This is a genomic window from Paenibacillus sp. GSMTC-2017, from assembly GCF_016019935.1.
Classification (GTDB): Bacteria; Bacillota; Bacilli; order Paenibacillales; family Paenibacillaceae; genus Pristimantibacillus.
The window spans coordinates 642,011-659,880 of the sequence record NZ_JAECMT010000001.1 but is presented as its reverse complement, the minus strand read 5'-3'; the positions used below and the strand labels follow the sequence as shown (position 1 = coordinate 659,880).

Genomic DNA, 17,870 nt, shown 5'->3' with positions numbered 1-17,870 from the left:
TCGATATTGGCTTGGAGCCGAATCGATTGCTCTTTTTGCTTATAGGGGAAATAAGAATTATAAATCCTGAATGACGATGGACTGGATATTGCGGTTTTGCTCGGATATAATGTCTCGTCTTGGAATAGTAACGATATCATCATCAGCATCTAGCCAATTGTGAGGAAGTTCATTAGGACTTTTGGGCTGCCATTGTTCAAGCCAGCGAGCAGGTAAAGGGACGGGTTCACTTCCTTTTATGGATGAGGCTAATGGATGATCCATCATTTCAAGCCATACTAGCGACCAAGCTCGCGGCACTACTCGCCAAATATCATAGCCGCCCCCGCCTAAGGCAATCCATTTGCCATCTGTATATGTATGTGCTAGTTCGTGGAGGATAGCGGGAATTTCCTTATAGATGTTCATGCTGCAATGAATATGAGACAGCGGATCATAAGCATGTGCATCACAGCCATGTTGACTTATGATGACATCAGGTTTAAAGGAATCAATTACTTTGCGGATTGTAACATTAAAGCTTTCTAACCACGATTCATCTTCTGTATACGGTTCAAGCGGTACGTTAAAAGATGTGCCGAATCCTTTATCTACGCCTTTTTCATAGGCAAATCCTGTTCCTGGAAATAGGTACTTGCCTGTTTCGTGAATGGAATATGTACATACATCGGGATCATCGTAAAATATCCATTGCACGCCATCGCCATGATGGACGTCTGTATCAACATACAATACACGAGCGTTATAGTGTTTTCGGATATGTCTAATAGCAATAGCAGCGTCATTATAGACGCAAAAACCGGAAGCTTTATCAGGAAACGCATGATGATGGCCCCCAGCGAGATGGAAGGCATGTAGTGACTGTCCTGACATAACAGACTCTGCAGCAGCTACAGATCCAGTAACAATTGCGGATGCAGCTTCGTGAAGGCCTTCAAAGTGTGGGGTATCCTCCGTCATGATGCCGTACTGCTCAGCGATAACTGATTTCCGCCTTGGATCATCTTCACTATTTAATTGTTTGACTGCTTGAATGTAATCATCTCGATGAACGAGAGATAACAGCTCTTCATCGACGATATAATCTGGGGAGACGATATCATCATCCGAAAGCGCATTCGCTTCTTTTAGTAAATCAATCGTTAGCAGTTGACGAATGGGATCGAAAGGGTGATCGTCATGAAATTTATAGCCGGATGAATCGGAATGATGTATAAAAACAGCATTAGATAACATTCTGAGCTCATTTCCTTTCATGGAAAATAGGTAGGTTAGTACATGAATCGCCCTCGAAATCGTACTTGATCGAATTTTTCGATAGATTGGAGAGGAACTTCTTTACCAATACGCACCATAAGGCAATTCGCAGGATGAGAACATATTTCAGGATCGTCGGTAGCATACCAAATCATCCCTACTGATTTCATCAAGTTTTCCATCATCTTTCGGTAATCCCACACATTAAGTCCAGTGCCTTCTAAGTCCCAATGCCAATAATACTCAGTAGTGTACACAATCATGTTTTCTAGTTGTTCTTCCTCAAATGCCATTCTAATCAATCGTTTTCCTAGTCCGTATGCACGATAGTCATTTGCGACCTCGATAGCTCCGAGTTCAACCAAATCGATCATGCCGCCTTCTGACCAACGTTCATATTCGTCCGGGTAGTGAAAAGTGACATAACCTACGATGAGACTTCCTTCACGTACAAGAATGATCCGGCCTTCATCAAGCGCTGCAATTTCTACCAAAGCTTCATGCTGCTCAGCCGGCCTACGGAATGCATCTAATGAAGGGTGCATGTGAAAGTCGGTAAGCTTACTAGGTGGAACGGGTCCTTCAATGATAAGCTCGCGATCATCGTTTATTGTAATCATTTCTCTCTGCAGCCGTTTCCGGTGCTCCATATCTAGGGTCCCCTTTCATCTCAACTGTCGAGAAAACTGATTGTTTTTTCCTTCAAAATGATTATTTCCTACTATTCTTTATAACAAACAATCAAGAAAATGAAAAGCGTAGTCGAAAGGAATCATCTTGTGATATAATAATAGTGGATTTTTGAAAGCGATTACCGAAACCATATAATGAGAGATTTGATGGGAGAGTGATAGTATGATCAACTTACATCAAGAGCGTATTCCGACATCAGCAATAAATCCAAACCTAAAAAATTATGAAGAAGCTGCAGCATCATTCAAGTGGGTAAACATTGAACAGCAGTTCAGTTGGTTTGACACCGGAAAGGTGAATATGGCTTACGAGGCGATTGATCGCCACGTTGAGCTAGGCAAAGGTAACAAAACAGCTCTGTACTATAGCGACAGCGAGCGGGATGAATCGTATACTTTCGAACAACTAAGCAAGCAATCAAATCGCTTCGCTAATGTGCTTCGTCAATTAGGCGTTAGTAAGGGCGAACGCGTATTTATATTTATGCCTCGTACACCAGAACTTTATTTCAGCGTATTGGGCGCTTTGAAGATCGGCGCAGTTATTGGCCCTCTTTTTGAAGCGTTTATGGAGACTGCAGTTAAAGATAGACTACAAGATAGCGAAGCGACAGCTATCGTTACAACCCCAGCACTATTACATCGGATCAAGCGTGACGAACTTCCATTACTTAAACATATTATTGTATTTGGTGAAGACGTTGAAAGTGGAGACGGCATTATCAACTACAAAGAAGAAATGAGCAAAGCTTCTGATGAAGCTGAAATTGAATGGCTTGATCGTGAAGACGGACTTATTCTACATTATACATCAGGTTCAACAGGCAAACCGAAAGGCGTATTCCACGTTCAGAATGCTATGGTTCAACATCTCTTTACAGGTCAAGCAGTATTAGACCTAAAGGAAGATGATATTTATTGGTGTACGGCTGACCCAGGTTGGGTAACGGGTACATCTTATGGAATCTTTGCTCCATGGCTGAATGGTGCAACTAACGTTGTTCGAGGCGGGCGCTTTAGCCCAAGTGACTGGTATTCTGTTATTCAGAAATTTAAAGTTACTGTGTGGTATAGCGCACCAACAGCATTCCGTATGTTAATGGGTGCTGGAGATGACTTATCGAAGCAATTTGATCTGTCTAGCCTTCGTCATGTATTAAGTGTCGGTGAGCCGCTTAACCCAGAAGTAGTTCGTTGGGGAATGAAAGTATACAATCAGCGCATTCATGATACATGGTGGATGACGGAAACTGGTGGTCAATTAATCTGTAACTATCCGAGTATGGATATTAAACCAGGTTCAATGGGCAAGCCGCTACCGGGTGTTCAAGCAGCCATTATTGATGACAACGGGGTAGAGGTGCCACCATATCGGATGGGTAACCTAGCTATTCGTACACCTTGGCCTTCGATGATGCGTAAAATTTATAACAATCCTTCGAAATATGAAGAGTACTTCCGTTTGGAAGGTTGGTACGTTTCCGGTGACTCGGCTTACATGGACGAAGATGGTTACTTCTGGTTCCAAGGTCGAATCGACGATGTAATCAATACAGCAGGTGAGCGAGTAGGACCTTTCGAAGTCGAAAGCAAGCTAGTTGAGCATCCAGCAGTTGCTGAAGCAGGCGTTATCGGAAAACCTGATCCTATGCGTGGTGAAATTATTAAAGCGTTTATCGCTCTTCGTGAAGGATTCGAGCCTTCGGAAGAATTGAAGAAGGAGATCGCTCAATTTGTTAAAATTGGTTTGTCTGCACATGCAGCGCCAAGAGAGATCGAATTTAAAGATAAACTACCTAAAACGCGTAGTGGTAAAATTATGAGACGTGTTCTGAAGGCTTGGGAACTTAACTTGCCGACAGGCGATCTATCAACAATAGAGGATTAACCTATTTAAAGCCGTCAGAACCTGTTCTAAGGATCTTGGCGGCTATTCTGTGGGGTATTGTTGATTACTATGAAAAAGAGCTTACACATGCCATCTGGCGTGCGTAAGCTCTTTTGTGTTTGTTGCGTAGAGAAGTTGTTATTCGCTTCTCGTTATTTTTGGTGAATTAGATGACATTCCAGCACTATTTTCGGCGACTACATAATAGGTACCTGTTGCAAATGGTGTTGGATGCTCAAAGCTAGTCTCTGTAGTTGTACCAACTTTGGTAAATGAGTTTTCGTTTGTTGGGCTATAGTAAATATGATATTGGAATACTTTATCCGAAACAGGATTAGCTGACCAGCTAATAAGAACACTCAATTCTGAGCCTTCAATTTGAATTCCGGTTGGTGCGCTAGGAACTTTGAGTTCTTCGCCGCCTTCATTACCATTTCCATTTTCATTTCCTGTTTCCCCATCATTACCACCAGGTAAGCCGGGAATACCGGGGATTTCAGGTATTTCAGGCACTTCTGGGGTAGTAGGTTTTGTACCGAAGTTGACAATCGTACTTGGTGCAGATTCTTTGCCTACTACATCAACCGCAACAACATAATAGGTCGTGAATACTTTATCGGACGCTTTGAAGCTCTTTTTGTATTCATCACCAAGCAATACTGATTCACCTAGCTTCGTATAGGGAGCTTTATCCAAAGCGCTATACAGTCGATAACCGACGACATCAGCCGATTTACTATCGGAGAATGTAATGGTAATATCACCGCCAGGTGTTGATTGAAGCTTCACATCGTTTGGTGGAGCAGGTGCCGCTCCATCGTCTACACGTGGATCAGTTTTAGATGGGGCAGCGTTTTCGGCATCTGCTGGAATATAAATTTCCATCGGTCTTCTATTTTTTCCAGAGAGTCTAGACTGGGCTGCTTTGATTTCATCCATTAGTTCATCAAGTGGTTTCTTGCGCTTAACAACTATTTTTTCCTTCAACATATCAGAAGGTGTTAGCGCATTTGGAACATAATTGATTCCTTCATACGTAATTAGCTTCATATTTACCAATGCATCGTCTTGTTTCTTCGGCAAATATTTCTTATTAAACCAGTCCGTTACGACCATACCTGCTTCCCTTGTTAAGCTGCTAGGAAGAAGGCCGCTTGCACTAGAGACGGAAGCTTTTACAATTCCATCTGGTTTAGCAAACTGTTTTGTCGGGAACAACTCAGGCTTCGATTTTGTTAATTCATTCATGATTTGTGTCCAAATCGATCGCGCTCTTGTACGTCCATTATTGGAAAGGGCATTAATCTGCTCTTCATATCCTGCCCATACACCAAGTGTAACGTCTGGTGTGTAGCCCATAAACCAAACATCTCCATAACTTTGTGTAGAGCCAGTTTTACCGGCAACCGGAATTTTTCCGTATTGATTAAATTGTTTGGAAACCGCATTTCCGGAACCTGTTGGGCTGGAAATAACCGTTTTAAGCATGTCTGTCATAAGAAACGCTGTTTGTTCAGAGAATACCCGTTTTGGTTCTGGCTTATGTTCAAATATGATTTTGCCATTGGCATCCGTAATTTTTTGAATCATATACGCATCTTGGAAAACGCCTTGGTTCGGGATAGCTCCATATGCGTTCGTCATTTCTTCAACAGATACTCCTAAACGAAGACCACCGATTACACCTGTTTGCGAATATGCATCCTCAGGCTGCAAGGTCGTAATGCCAAGCTGTCTTACGAAATCCCATGCACCTGCAATCGTTACATCTTCATTGAAGATCTTTAAAGCTGGCAAGTTCATAGATCTGTTAAGTGCATCACGTGCAGTAACTAGTCCAGCAAACTTTCGATTAACGTTCATCGGGATATGATAACCCTTCTGACCGTCTTTCAAAATAAGCGGTGCGTCATCGATAATGCTCGCAGGACCGATGGTACCTTTTTCGATAGCTGGCAAATATGCAGCAAGTGTCTTCATCGTAGAACCGGGTTGACGAATCATCTGTGTTGCGAAGTTCATCTGCTCTTCATAGAAATCGCGACCCTCTAGCATGCCGATTATAGCACCGGTTTTATGATCTAAAATGATTCCAGCAATTTGCTCAATCCCTTTTTCTTGACTATAAGGAGCAAAGTTATCTTCATTGCTTCCGATCTTGCGCATAATGGAGTACACATCTTTATCAATCGTAGTGTAAACATGATAGCCACCGCGCAGAAGCTGTTCGCGAGCCTCTTCGATCAAATTAGCGTTTTCTTTTTTACGAAGTTCTTCTTTTGTCAGAGACGGATCTTCTTGCATCAAAAGTGCTTCTGCAGCCTGACGCTCTGCTTCGAGCATCAAATAAGGAAATGTTGTATATGCTTTTTTGCTAGATGGAGCAATTGTAGATCGAATATCGAAATTCAGTGCTTCATCGTATTCCTGTTTAGTAATACGTTTCGTCTCTAACATCCGAGAGAGAACGAGTTGCTGACGTTTTACTGCACGTTCAAAGCCTGGCTCGTTGAACTTGCCTGATCCCGTAAATGCGGTATAGAGAGAAGGCAGTTGTGGCAAACCAGCTAAATATGCAGATTGCGCAATGTTTAGTTTTTGCAAATCGGTTATACCGAATATGCCTTTTGCCGCAGCTTTGATACCAAATACTTGATAACCGTTCGAACCATTTCCGAAAGGCATCTTATTGAGATAAGCTGCTAATATTTCTTCTTTGATCAAATATCGCTCCATACGAAGCGACAAAAATATTTCTTTAATTTTACGACTATCTGTCTTGTCCAAACTTAGGAACACGCGACGCGCCAGTTGCTGTGTCAGCGTACTACCACCAGTTTGAGTATCCTCGTTGAATAGTTTTTGCTTCACTGCACGACCAAGACCGTAGATATCAACACCGTTATGATCCATGAAGTTGTTGTCTTCAGTTGCTAGTAGAGCATTAATAACTGAAGTTGGAATTTCCTCATATGTAACAACGATTCTATCTTCATCTGTTCTAAGTTGTCCAACAAGCGAGTCGTCATTAAAGTAGACATAGCCTGTCATCGAATATTCCCCGACCTTGCTCTGAATAACGGACTGAGGTCTAATCTCCTCGTCTTTTACTAGTGCAGCAACGTAGCCAGTCACAGCCCCTGCGCCTAAAAGACCAAAAAATATGCCAAAATAAATGATCCATTTTACAGTTATAAAAGATACCGTACCGAACAATCGCCATTTGCTGTATGGTGCCGGCGATTTTTGATGATCTTCTTGCATCTGAATAATTCCTCCTCCAAAATAGCATATCTATTATATCACAAATCGCCAATTGGTACATATGTTCCTTCAAGTGCTTCCGAAACTTTCCTGATTGACTTCATTTTCCCACTAATATTTGAATCGCGATGAGCAAGTGGTTCGTGGAAATCAGTTTGCACCATATCGCAAGTTAATCCTTCTTGTCTTTGAGACTGGATGGATTTTTTTTGTTTATTTATAGACGCACAATAGATAGGAAAAGTTTTGGGATTGAATCGAGCTTAGCTGGGGATCTGGAATAAAAATGAAAAATTATGTTGACCAGTCGATCAGTATGAGTTATTATTTTGCTAACCGATAAGTCAGCAAACCCCATTAAGGATGAAGGCCTTTTTGTTATTTTCCTCTACATCATAGAAGCGCTCAATAAATTCGAACCCTAAATAAAGGGAGAAAAGGAGCAATGAGATGACAAACAACAATTTCAATCTTATTCATTGGCAGGAGCGATTGGATAAACTTCGGGCGACGTACAACGTACCTGGAGCAGTTCTAGCAGTGTACGAAGGAGGGACTATCTACGAAATGGCAAGTGGAGTACTGAATCATGGATCAGGTTTGAATGTGACGACAGATTCAGTGTTCGAATTGGGCTCGATCGCCAAAATTTATACTGCTACGTTGGTGATGCAGCTAGTTGAAGCAGGCAAGTTTAATCTGGACACGCCGGTGTCAAGCATATTGCCTGAGTTCATTGTCGCCGATGCTGAAGCGACAAGGACGATCACGATCAGACAACTACTCAGCCATACGAGTGGACTGACTTGTGATTTCAATCATGATACAGGTCGCGGAGATGATTGTTTGGCTCGTTACGTTAAGGCAATTAAAGGCGTGGCACTAGATTGCCCACCTGGGACGATCATCTCGTATAGTGGAATTGGCTATATCGTGCTAGGCCGCCTCATCGAGGCAGTTACCGGCCTAACTTGGGATCAAGCGATGAAAGATTTGTTGCTGAGCCCGCTTGGGCTCACTAGTACGATTACGCTACCCGAGGAAGTGTTGCGTTATCGTGCAGCAATAGGACATCTGGTCGAGGGGGGTAAAGACCCGATTCCAGTTTCGTCATGGGATTATATGCCGCGCTCGGCAGGCCCAGGTGGTAGGGTTATAGCTACTGCAGCCGATTTGATCCGAGTGGCTCAGATGCATCTGGACGGCGGAAAAGCGCCTGACGGAAACCGCGTCATTGCGGCTGAGACCGTCGCTTTAATGCAACGCTATGAAATTAACGTTCCGGATAAATGGACCGTCAGCTCAGATGGGTGGGGCTTAGGCTGGACACTTTACAACTGGAACGGTATATCGGGATTCGGCCATGACGGCGCTTCAATCGGACAGTACAGCTACGTCCGCGTGGTGCCGGATAAGGGGGTGGCCATCGCTTTGGTAACAAACGGCGGGGGAGCTCGCTTACTTTACGCATCACTCTTTCGGGAGCTGTTGCATGAGCTAGCAGGAGTTTCAATGCCAGAATCATTTGCTCCACCAACACCTCCTCCTTCTGTAGACTTCACGCCGTTCGTCGGTACCTATAAGCGTGAGGGGGTCGTTATTACAGTCTTTGAGAGGGACAACAAACCATACTTGTTGTATGATTTTGTAGATGGTATGAAAGATTTGTCCCCGCCTCTGGAAATGGAACTTGTGCCTGTGTCGGATAAGGTGTTTGCTGGAAGTGGGGCCGGCCCTTCCTTCAACGAGGATTGGATGCCTGTAGTATTCTCTTCCTTACCGGATGGCACCGGCTGCTGTTACATCGGCATGCGTGCTGCTCCAAAAATTGCTTGAGGTGATGCACAGTTTTATAAATCAGTTAGGAAGGAAATGATTAAGTTGCCTTTGCAGTTGTATGAGAGAGAACAAATTTTAAATGCTTGTTTGTCTGTATTTGCGCGCCATGGATACAAAGATACATCAACCGGGATGTTGGCGGAGGCTGCGGGTATTTCTAAAGCTTTAATTTTTCATCATTTTAAAAGCAAAAAGAACTTGTATTTTAATTTATTGGAGTATTGTTATGGGAAGGTTGGCTCAGCTCTCCAGGCAGACACAGTTTCACAATATGAAGATTTTTTTCAGGCCGTTACCGTGTTTATGCGCAATAAATTCGATTACTATTGCATACATTCCAATGAATCTAAATTAGTATTCGAAGCTTTTTATTGTACGCCTGACGAATTGAAAGAGGACAAAAATAAAATTTACAGCAGTTTGCTCAATTCTAAAAATCAGGATTGGGAGCGATTGTTCGATAAAGTGGTTCTTAGAGAAGGTGTAGATCGCAATGAGGCGTTTGAGTTTATCATGAATACACTAGGATATTTCGAGAACAAGTTCTTTGTTGAGACGATAGATGTAGACGTTATTAATGAGGAGTACGTTCAAAACTTACTCGCTAAAATGATTCGATACTGTGACATGATTCATTATGGAATTATAAAGTGAATTTACGGCGAACATTATCTTCCTTCCGAAAAGAAAGCCGCTAAAATATTTTCATACACTTGACGAAGAAAATTTCTTCGTCTTTTTTTGTTGCACGAAACAATTGGCTCGATAAGAAAGAACAGTAATTACAAGTTGTGAAACGACTTATTGTGAAGATCAGAACGAAATAATTAAACGGCGTAAAACATACCTTTATTGTAACTAGGCATGTTTTATGTTTTCTAAGAAACTATTGTAAAAAGATAGCGTAATAAATATCGGAAATGTTAGCAGGTTTTGGTTAATGAGATAGGAGGAGGAAGATGGACACTTTATTTATGGCATGTTTAATCGGCGGAATTATTTATGCCATTGTGAGTGTAATATTCGGAGATTGGCTTGGCCAGATGTTCGATGGAATACTTGATTTCCTTTCGATTGATGGACCGTCTTTTTTGCAGCCAATGACGATTGTAGGAGGTATAACTGTATTTGGCGGTGCTGGACTACTTCTTGCAAAATATAGTGATTTAAGCAATCCTGTCATTATTCTTTTTGCAATCATTATCGCCGTTGTCACTGCTGTTGCTGTCTTCTTCCTCTATGTGAGACCTATGGAAAATAGTGAAAACTCTATTGCCTTTACGATGCAATCGCTAGGTGGGACATTAGGTGAGGTACTAGTTCCGATTCCGGTTAATGGTTATGGTGAAGTATTAGTGAAGGTGGGTGCAGGATTTACGAATCAAATTGCAGCCAGCTTCGAAAATGAACCCATATCGACAGGTGCAAAAATCGTAGTTGTCGAGGTGCGAAACAGTGTGCTCTATGTATCCGAAGTAAACTTATAATCTAAAATTTGAAAGGGGAATGTTGGACATGGAAGAGTATATGATTGTTCCACTAATCGTTGTTGGTGTTTTGGTTGTCCTTGGACTTGCGTTTTGGGCGCGCTATAAGACAGTTAGTCCAGATGAAGCAATGCTTGTTACTGGTTCATTCTTAGGCAGTCGTAATGCGCTTGTTGACGAATCTGGACGCAAAGTGAAAATAATAAGAGGCGGAGGGGCATTTATCCTTCCTATTTTCCAAAAGGCTGAGTACTTATCTTTACTTTCTCACAAGCTCGACGTTTCAACTCCTGAAGTCTATACGGAGCAAGGGGTTCCTGTTATGGCAGACGGAGTAGCTATTATAAAGATTGGTGGAGCGATTGAGGATGTGGCGACTGCTGCTGAACAATTTCTCGGCAAACCGACAGAAGCGCTTAAAGGTGAAGCACAGGAAGTACTAGAGGGACATCTACGGGCGATTCTTGGTTCCATGACTGTTGAGGAAGTATATCGAAATCGCGATAAGTTTGCTCAAGAAGTACAAGGTGTTGCAGCTAAAGATTTGAAGAAGATGGGACTACAGATCGTTTCTTTTACAATTAAAGATTTACGCGATAAACATGGCTATTTGGATGCATTAGGAAAACCGAGAATTGCGGCTGTTAAACGTGATGCAGAGATTGCTGAGGCGGAGGCGGTACGTGACGCTAGAATACAGAAGGCACTTGCTTCTGAAGCTGGACAAAAAGCAGAGTTACTTCGGGATACAAACATAGCAGAAGCAGAGAAGGACAAGGAAATGAAGGTTGCCTCTTTCAAACGTGATCAAGATACAGCGAAAGCTGAAGCGGATCAAGCATACGCTATTCAGGAAGCACGTGCAAAGCAAAGTGTTGTCGAAGAGCAGATGAAGGTTGAACTCGTACGTAAGGAGCGCGAAATTGATCTAGAAGCAAAAGAGATTCTCCGTCGTGAGAAGCAATACGATGCAGAAGTGAAGAAAAAAGCGGATGCTGATCGATATGCTGTCGTTCAAGCAGCAGAAGCAAACAAAGCGAAGCAACTAAATGAAGCGGATGCTATTCAATACCGCATTGAAGCCGAAGCGAAAGCACACGCAGCTCAAAAAAGGTTGGATGGTCTTGCAGTTGCAGAAGCGGAACGAGCTAAAGGTACGGCCGAGGCTGAAGTTATCCGTCTTCGTGGATTAGCGGAAGCAGAAGCAAAAGAAAAGTTAGCTGAAGCGTTTGCTAAGTTCGGTGAGGCAGCGGTTCTTGATATTATTGTGAAGATGTTACCTGAACTTGCAGGTCAAATTGCTTCGCCGATCGCTTCAATTGATAAGTTGACAGTTGTTGATACAGGTAACGGAGAAGGGGCGGCTCGGGTAAGCAATTATGTGACGTCTTTAATGGCTACAGCGCCAGAAATGTTGAAGAGCGTTTCGGGCATAGATGTGAATACCCTTATCAAAGGGTTAACTTCGAAGGTTGTCGCACCGGACTTAAAAACACTGTCTTCAGCACCTACACCTGAAGTGGTAAAGGATGTAACTCCAATGAAAGAAATCAAACTGCCCGATGTAACAGATCCCGTATAGAGGTGTTTGGCTGATTTCAGCAAAAAAAAACCTTGAACCGGAAGGTTCAAGGTTTTTTGTCCCAAATTAACGGCTGTAGAACTCGACGATTTGTTTCTCGTCAATTTCTTGGCTAAGCTCAGCACGATCAGGAAGACGAACGTACTTACCTTCCATTGCTTGCTCGCTGAATTCAAGGTAGTTAGGAAGATGATGACGACCTTCCATAGCTTCTTTAATTGTTTTCAAGCTACGGCTACGCTCACGCAAACCGATTACATCGCCAACGGAAACAGTGTAGGAAGCAATATCAACTTTTTTACCGTTTACAGTCACGTGACCGTGAGCAACTAGTTGACGTGCGCCAGCACGGGAGTTGGAGAATGCAAGACGGTAAACTAGGTTATCAAGACGGCTCTCAAGAAGGGCCATGAAGTTTTCGCCGGCTTTACCTTTAAGTTTTGCAGCTCTGTCGTACAAGTTACGGAATTGTTTTTCGTTCATTCCATACATGTGACGAAGTTTTTGTTTCTCCTGCAATTGGATACCGTAACCGCTCATTTTTCTGCGTTGGTTAGGTCCGTGTTGGCCTGGAGGGAAAGGGCGTTTCAAGTCTTTGCCTGTTCCGCTAAGGGAAATACCTAGGCGGCGGCTTAATTTAAATTTAGGTCCTGTATAACGTGACATGTGTCTTTTAACTCCTTCATCAAAGTGAATTTTGAGAATGGGGTTGTGTTGCGCGGAAAAACGTTCATGGGACGAGGGTAGCTCGTCCCTAATAAGCACCTCAGCCGCAGGCTTATTAGTGATCGTAATTCCTGAGGGTGACACAAAACCGTACGCCCATGTTTTCAACAATTAATATTATACGAAATCCATACAAAAAGTCAAGGTTGAATCTAATTGTATGTGTGATATAGGGTATGTCAAAAAAAGCGTCTAAAGTCCTATAAATTATGGAAATGATAGTGCAATATTCTTAAAAATAAAGTATGATGGTTAAGGCGAGTGCTCGTCTCCCTGTTGTACATAGGAAAGGGTTAGGTGCTGCATGTTTAATGAATGGAACGTCAAACATCCCATATGGTTTGCAAGCGAAGATATTCATGATGCGGACGAGCCTTATCTTCCGTCTTTATTTGAAGAAAGCTTTTTTCAATGGGGACAAGAAGCTTCAGAGCTAGCTTCTTTTCGTATGGGACAATTCGGCATTTATAGTAAAGATGGAGTTTGTCATGCAACGAATGGACTCCACCTAGATGAATACACAATTAACCATAAAGCGATTATACAATCAGCATTGATTGCTACATTTGAAAATAATGAAATCAACTATCACACGTTCAACGACGTTCAACTTATTGCTATTCCTATACAGCGGCGTAATGATGAGAAAACGTTTGCTGTATTCGTTTATATAACTACAATTGAAGCTACAATCAATCATGCGGAGATACAGTCAACAGCGCTCCATTACAAAAGCTGCTTTTACCGTAGCTTTGAGCAATTATTTGTAAAAGATATGCTTCAATACCAACAACGTACAGACAAAGAAGCAAGCCGCAGAGATGCTTTGTTCCTCATTGCAAAGAGGTTATATGATCAGATCGATGTTACATCTGTTTTATCAGAAATGCTACATAGTTTAGAGACGCTTTACCCAGAGTCGGAAATAAACATGCATCTTTCACAAGACTATGTGGATGGTGATCCACGAGTGAAACCGCTCGTATTTAAGAATACCGCTCATGATATTGTTGCGCAAGCATTCTTAGATGGTAAACCAGCAAAAGAATATGACCGAGATGGTACGATGCGACTTGCTGTTCCAATGTCAGGGAAACAAGCTGCTTATGGCGTTCTTTGTATCTCGATCGGTAGAGGGAAATGGGATGATTCGGACTTACCAGCCTTCTTATTATTAGCCGACACTGCTGGTTCCGCTTTCGAAAACGCGAAATTGTATGAGCAGTCTAACTTACTTATTAATGAACTGAGACTCATTAATGATATGACGAAGCGATTGAATCAATCGCTGAGAGTAAAAGAAATTTTTCAGTTCGCGACAAGTGAACTTCTAACTATATTCGAAGCAGATTATTGCTGTGTTTTACAACTAAATAAGGAAACGAACCAATTTGTCGTTAAATCGGGGAACATTCCGGCGATAGCAAGCGAGGCCTTTTCACCAGAATACGGTTTTAGCGGTATCATTTACAGAACGAAAGAACCACTAATCATTTCGGATTACTGGAATACAAGAGTTGTTACATCCAAACTTATGGATAATACAGGTTCTAGATCATTGATTGCTGCACCAATATTTGTTGATGGCGATGTAGTTGGAGCTATTTTAATTACACATAAAATTCCTAGCTTCTTCTCGTATGACAATTACAAGCTTTTACAAGTGATGAGTACACATATCGGCCTTGCAGTGACGAATGCTTCGCTACATGCTGAAGTGCGTAGAATGGTTATTACGGATAATTTAACAGGGCTTCACGCACGACATTATTTGAATGAGCAAATTCAAAGTCGTCAGCGGAAAGATCCATTTGGATCGTTAATATTGGTAGATATTGATTACTTTAAACGTGTTAATGATACATACGGACATCAAGTGGGCGACCGGATTTTGGTGCAAGTTAGTAATATCATTACTTCATCGATTAGAGAAGATGATATTGCCGCACGTTGGGGTGGAGAAGAGCTGGCCGTTTATTTACCAGGTATTCGGACGGAGAAGGCGCTACGCATAGCTGAGCGGATTCGTAAGCAAGTAGCTGAGGAAACCGATCCTACTGTTACGGTATCATGCGGTGTATCAGAATGGACTTTCGATAATGAAAAAATTAGTGTGGAGTCTCTGTTCTACCGAGCAGATATGGCGCTGTACGAAGCCAAAAACAATGGAAGAAACTGTGTTGTTGTTGGAGAAAATTAACAGAAATAAGATCTGACTAATCATATATACCATTTAATTATGAGAAGACGCTATGAGGCGTCTTTTTTTGTTGTTCTAATGTACCGTTTTTGTAGAAGAATAATGCGATCGATGAAATGGTACGCTAATGTTATGGGTGGTTGAACTGTTTTTCTAGATTAAGGTGTCGTGTTTTAAAGCTGTGATAAAGGGCGGTGGGTCGTTTGCGAAGGATTTTAAGTGTATTGGTATTTATTTTAATCATGCAATCGTTAATGGGATGTATGGGGACGTCTAGAAACCGATCACCTAAGGAATGGCTGTCTTTGTCCTATTCTGGTCTTGCAGCAATGGATCAGTATGCATTTACTGGCTCTATGAGCATGGGGATGGGGGAAGGGATGATGTTTAAGCCACAAACCTTTGAAGGCAAGATCGTCAATCATCATCAGCTGACGCTTCAATCTGAACAGCAAGATCCGTTGTATAGAAATCCTGTTGATGTGCTGAGGTCATTAAATGAATCGCATAAAGCGATTGAGATCATTAAGGATGGTACTGAAGAATCTACAGCTGCGGGTATAATTGTATTACGTATATGGGATGACCGTAATGTTGTTAAAAAAAATTGGAGCAAAAAGCTTAATGAACAATTAGATCAATTAGCGGGAAACCATCTCATTGCTGAAACTGTTGGAGGGAAAGAACAGAAGATAGTTCTGGAGCAATCAAAAATTGAGCTTAACAATATGTTGGACTCTTTAGAGGTTGATTCACAATACGAAATAATCATTGATAAAAAGAAACTGATCCCGCTTAAGTTGGAAGAACAAACGTTGTTTTCCTATATGAGAAATGGGAATCCAACTAAAGAATATAGACATACTAATGTCCGTTTTCAATCCTTTGACGGATCAGTTGCTAATGATGCAATAAGTCCAAAATCATGATAGGATGTTAAAGGAAAAAGATAATCATCTTAGAAATAGTTAACAAGAAGGAGTAGATACTTTTATGCGTGATGCTAGATTGAAAAAGTTAGCTCAAAACCTGGTACAATATTCGATTGATGTTCAGCCAGGTGAAAATGTGCTTCTTGATATGATCGGTTCGGAGAAGGAACTTACTAAATGTTTGATAGAAGAAGTAACTAAACGTGGTGGTCATCCATTTGTTGAACTAAGAGACAATTCCGTATTAAGATCACTACTAACTCATGCGACGAAAGAGCAGATTGAGTTATGGGCAGAGCTAGATTTAGATAAAATGAAAAAGATGGACGGTTATATCGCAGTTCGTTCAGGTGATAACGTAAATGAGCTTTCAGACGTGCCAGATGCGAATATGAGACTTTACGAGCAGCTTTACCGTAATCCTGTACATATGGAGCAACGTGTAAAGAAAACGAAGTGGGTCGTTCTTAGATATCCTAGCGCTTCAATGGCTCAGCTTGCGAAGATGAGCACAGAAGCTTTTGAAGATTTTTATTTCAATGTTTGCAATCTTGATTACAGCAAGATGGACAAAGCAATGGACCCGTTGCAACAATTGATGAATCGTACTGATCGTGTGCGCATTGTTGCACCAGGAACAGATCTGACGTTCTCGATTAAAGGGATTGGCTCCAAAAAATGTTCAGGTCATCGTAATATTCCTGATGGTGAAGTATTCTCTGCACCAGTACGTGATTCCGTTCAAGGAACGATTACATATAATGCTCCAAGTGTATACGCAGGTACTACATTCCAAAATATTTCCTTTACATTTGAAAATGGAAAAATTGTTAAAGCCGAAAGCAATAATACGGAGCGTCTAAATGAAATATTGGACATGGACGAAGGTTCGCGTTATATCGGAGAGTTTGCAATTGGCTTTAATCCGCATATTTTGCACCCGATGAATGATATTTTATTTGATGAAAAGATAGCAGGTAGCCTGCACTTTACGCCAGGACAAGCCTATGAAGAAACAGATAACGGAAATCGTTCCTCTGTTCATTGGGATTTGGTACTTATTCAACGCCCCGAATACGGCGGCGGGGAAATATACTTTGACGATGTTTTGATTAGAAAAGATGGTATTTTTGTCATCCCTGAACTAGAAATGTTAAATCCCGATAATTTGAAATAATAGTAAATGAAGCGTTTTTTTCGCTATCCTCTTGTAGGATGATGAGATTCGGGTTATTATTGTGACAAAGGAAAGACTTACTATTTCACTGGAGGGATCTCCCATGTCCAATAACGCAGCAATTGTCGAAATTTCTCAAACAGCAAGCCAATTCACTTCATCTATCGTATTGCAAGCAGAAAGCAAATACATCGACGTAAAAAGTATACTAGGATTATTCACAACTTTGGTTGGTGGTCATTCCTATGATCTTCACGTTCATGGTCCTGATGCTGAAGAAGCGAAAAAAGCAATGGCTGATGTATTCGCTAAACATAACTTAAATGTAAACGTAATCTCGGAATAATCATTATATTGGTAATAGAAAGGCGCTTCTTCAACTATGAAGGAGCGCTTTTCTGTTTTGTCCTTGTGTAATCCCTACTTTTCGTCTAATATAAAGAAAGAGAAGATGGCGGATACGCGCGAGTGGGGGGAGAAGAATGTCTGCACCAGAGGTTACGGAAGTTTTACACGAGAGAGCACTTCGACTTCTTCAAGAAGACGCGAGTAAAATAGAGAAGTTGATTGAAGTACAAATGGCAAACTTGACGACTCGTCAATGTCCATTATATGAAGAAGTATTAGATACACAAATGTATGGCTTCTCAAGAGAAGTAGACTTTGCCGTTAGGGCAGGACTAATAGCTGAGCTGGCAGGTAAAGAAATCATTAATAAGCTTGAACGTAACTTAGCTGTTCTGTATGAAGCTTTGGATCGCAAAGGGTAGTCTCTTACGAGAGTCTGCTCTTTTTTTGTGAATAAAATGTCGATCATTTTACAAAT

At 41.6% G+C, this 17,870-nt stretch carries 15 protein-coding genes; 10 read left to right on the top strand and 5 right to left on the bottom strand.

Annotation, left to right across the window (positions count from 1 at the left end; genetic code table 11):
• Positions 1-57: 57 nt before the first annotated feature.
• Both I6N90_RS03085 and I6N90_RS03080 read right to left on the bottom strand, forming a co-directional pair.
• Positions 58-1,257, bottom strand: coding sequence for an acetoin utilization protein AcuC (locus tag I6N90_RS03085; protein WP_442950928.1), 1,200 nt, complete (start codon positions 1,255-1,257; stop codon positions 58-60).
• 14 nt (positions 1,258-1,271) lie between these two features.
• A complete protein-coding gene (locus tag I6N90_RS03080; RefSeq protein WP_197934028.1) occupies positions 1,272-1,907 on the bottom strand; it encodes a GNAT family N-acetyltransferase in 636 nt (211 codons plus the stop codon).
• A gap of 205 nt (positions 1,908-2,112) precedes the next feature.
• Here I6N90_RS03080 and acsA point away from each other — a divergent pair, with 205 nt between their 5' ends.
• Positions 2,113-3,837 (top strand): acetate--CoA ligase, encoded by a 1,725-nt coding sequence (gene acsA / locus I6N90_RS03075; RefSeq protein ID WP_197934027.1) that lies wholly within the window; start codon positions 2,113-2,115, stop codon positions 3,835-3,837.
• Positions 3,838-3,975: 138 nt separating this feature from the next.
• Here the strand turns inward: acsA and I6N90_RS03070 are convergent, their stop codons facing one another.
• Together I6N90_RS03070 and I6N90_RS25015 are read right to left on the bottom strand one after the other, a co-directional pair.
• Complete coding sequence (locus I6N90_RS03070) at positions 3,976-7,101, bottom strand: transglycosylase domain-containing protein (protein ID WP_197934026.1); 3,126 nt, start codon at positions 7,099-7,101, stop codon at positions 3,976-3,978.
• Positions 7,102-7,139: 38 nt separating this feature from the next.
• A complete protein-coding gene (locus tag I6N90_RS25015) occupies positions 7,140-7,265 on the bottom strand; it encodes a hypothetical protein (protein WP_269669418.1) in 126 nt (41 codons plus the stop codon).
• Positions 7,266-7,551: 286 nt separating this feature from the next.
• Between I6N90_RS25015 and I6N90_RS03065 the strand changes: the two genes are divergently transcribed.
• The 4 genes from I6N90_RS03065 to I6N90_RS03050 all read left to right on the top strand — a co-directional run bounded on the left by I6N90_RS03065 (position 7,552) and on the right by I6N90_RS03050 (position 12,009).
• The gene (locus I6N90_RS03065; RefSeq protein ID WP_197934025.1) at positions 7,552-8,937 is read left to right on the top strand and encodes a serine hydrolase domain-containing protein; all 1,386 of its coding nucleotides are present in this window, start codon (positions 7,552-7,554) and stop codon (positions 8,935-8,937) included.
• Positions 8,938-8,973: 36 nt separating this feature from the next.
• On the top strand, positions 8,974-9,594 hold the full coding sequence (locus I6N90_RS03060) for a TetR/AcrR family transcriptional regulator (protein WP_232242510.1): 621 nt from the start codon (positions 8,974-8,976) through the stop codon (positions 9,592-9,594).
• 305 nt (positions 9,595-9,899) lie between these two features.
• Positions 9,900-10,427: an NfeD family protein gene (locus I6N90_RS03055; RefSeq protein ID WP_197934023.1), complete on the top strand. Its 528-nt coding sequence runs from the start codon at positions 9,900-9,902 to the stop codon at positions 10,425-10,427.
• A 28-nt stretch (positions 10,428-10,455) separates the two neighbouring features.
• Positions 10,456-12,009, top strand: coding sequence for a flotillin family protein (locus I6N90_RS03050; RefSeq protein ID WP_269669417.1), 1,554 nt, complete (start codon positions 10,456-10,458; stop codon positions 12,007-12,009).
• A gap of 66 nt (positions 12,010-12,075) precedes the next feature.
• On the opposite strand, the gene rpsD is transcribed toward I6N90_RS03050, so the two are convergent.
• Positions 12,076-12,675 carry a 30S ribosomal protein S4 gene (rpsD, locus tag I6N90_RS03045; protein ID WP_197934022.1) on the bottom strand — a complete coding sequence of 200 codons (600 nt, stop codon included), beginning with the start codon at positions 12,673-12,675 and terminating at the stop codon, positions 12,076-12,078.
• Between the two features lie 364 nt (positions 12,676-13,039).
• Here rpsD and I6N90_RS03040 point away from each other — a divergent pair, with 364 nt between their 5' ends.
• The 5 genes from I6N90_RS03040 to I6N90_RS03020 all read left to right on the top strand — a co-directional run bounded on the left by I6N90_RS03040 (position 13,040) and on the right by I6N90_RS03020 (position 17,814).
• Positions 13,040-14,935 (top strand): sensor domain-containing diguanylate cyclase, encoded by a 1,896-nt coding sequence (locus I6N90_RS03040; RefSeq protein ID WP_197934021.1) that lies wholly within the window; start codon positions 13,040-13,042, stop codon positions 14,933-14,935.
• A gap of 203 nt (positions 14,936-15,138) precedes the next feature.
• The gene (locus I6N90_RS03035; protein WP_197934020.1) at positions 15,139-15,864 is read left to right on the top strand and encodes a hypothetical protein; all 726 of its coding nucleotides are present in this window, start codon (positions 15,139-15,141) and stop codon (positions 15,862-15,864) included.
• 64 nt (positions 15,865-15,928) lie between these two features.
• The gene (locus I6N90_RS03030) at positions 15,929-17,044 is read left to right on the top strand and encodes an aminopeptidase (RefSeq protein WP_197934019.1); all 1,116 of its coding nucleotides are present in this window, start codon (positions 15,929-15,931) and stop codon (positions 17,042-17,044) included.
• Between the two features lie 103 nt (positions 17,045-17,147).
• Positions 17,148-17,390 carry an HPr family phosphocarrier protein gene (locus I6N90_RS03025; RefSeq protein WP_197934018.1) on the top strand — a complete coding sequence of 81 codons (243 nt, stop codon included), beginning with the start codon at positions 17,148-17,150 and terminating at the stop codon, positions 17,388-17,390.
• 136 nt (positions 17,391-17,526) lie between these two features.
• On the top strand, positions 17,527-17,814 hold the full coding sequence (locus I6N90_RS03020) for a YlaN family protein (RefSeq protein WP_197934017.1): 288 nt from the start codon (positions 17,527-17,529) through the stop codon (positions 17,812-17,814).
• Positions 17,815-17,870: the final 56 nt, after the last annotated feature.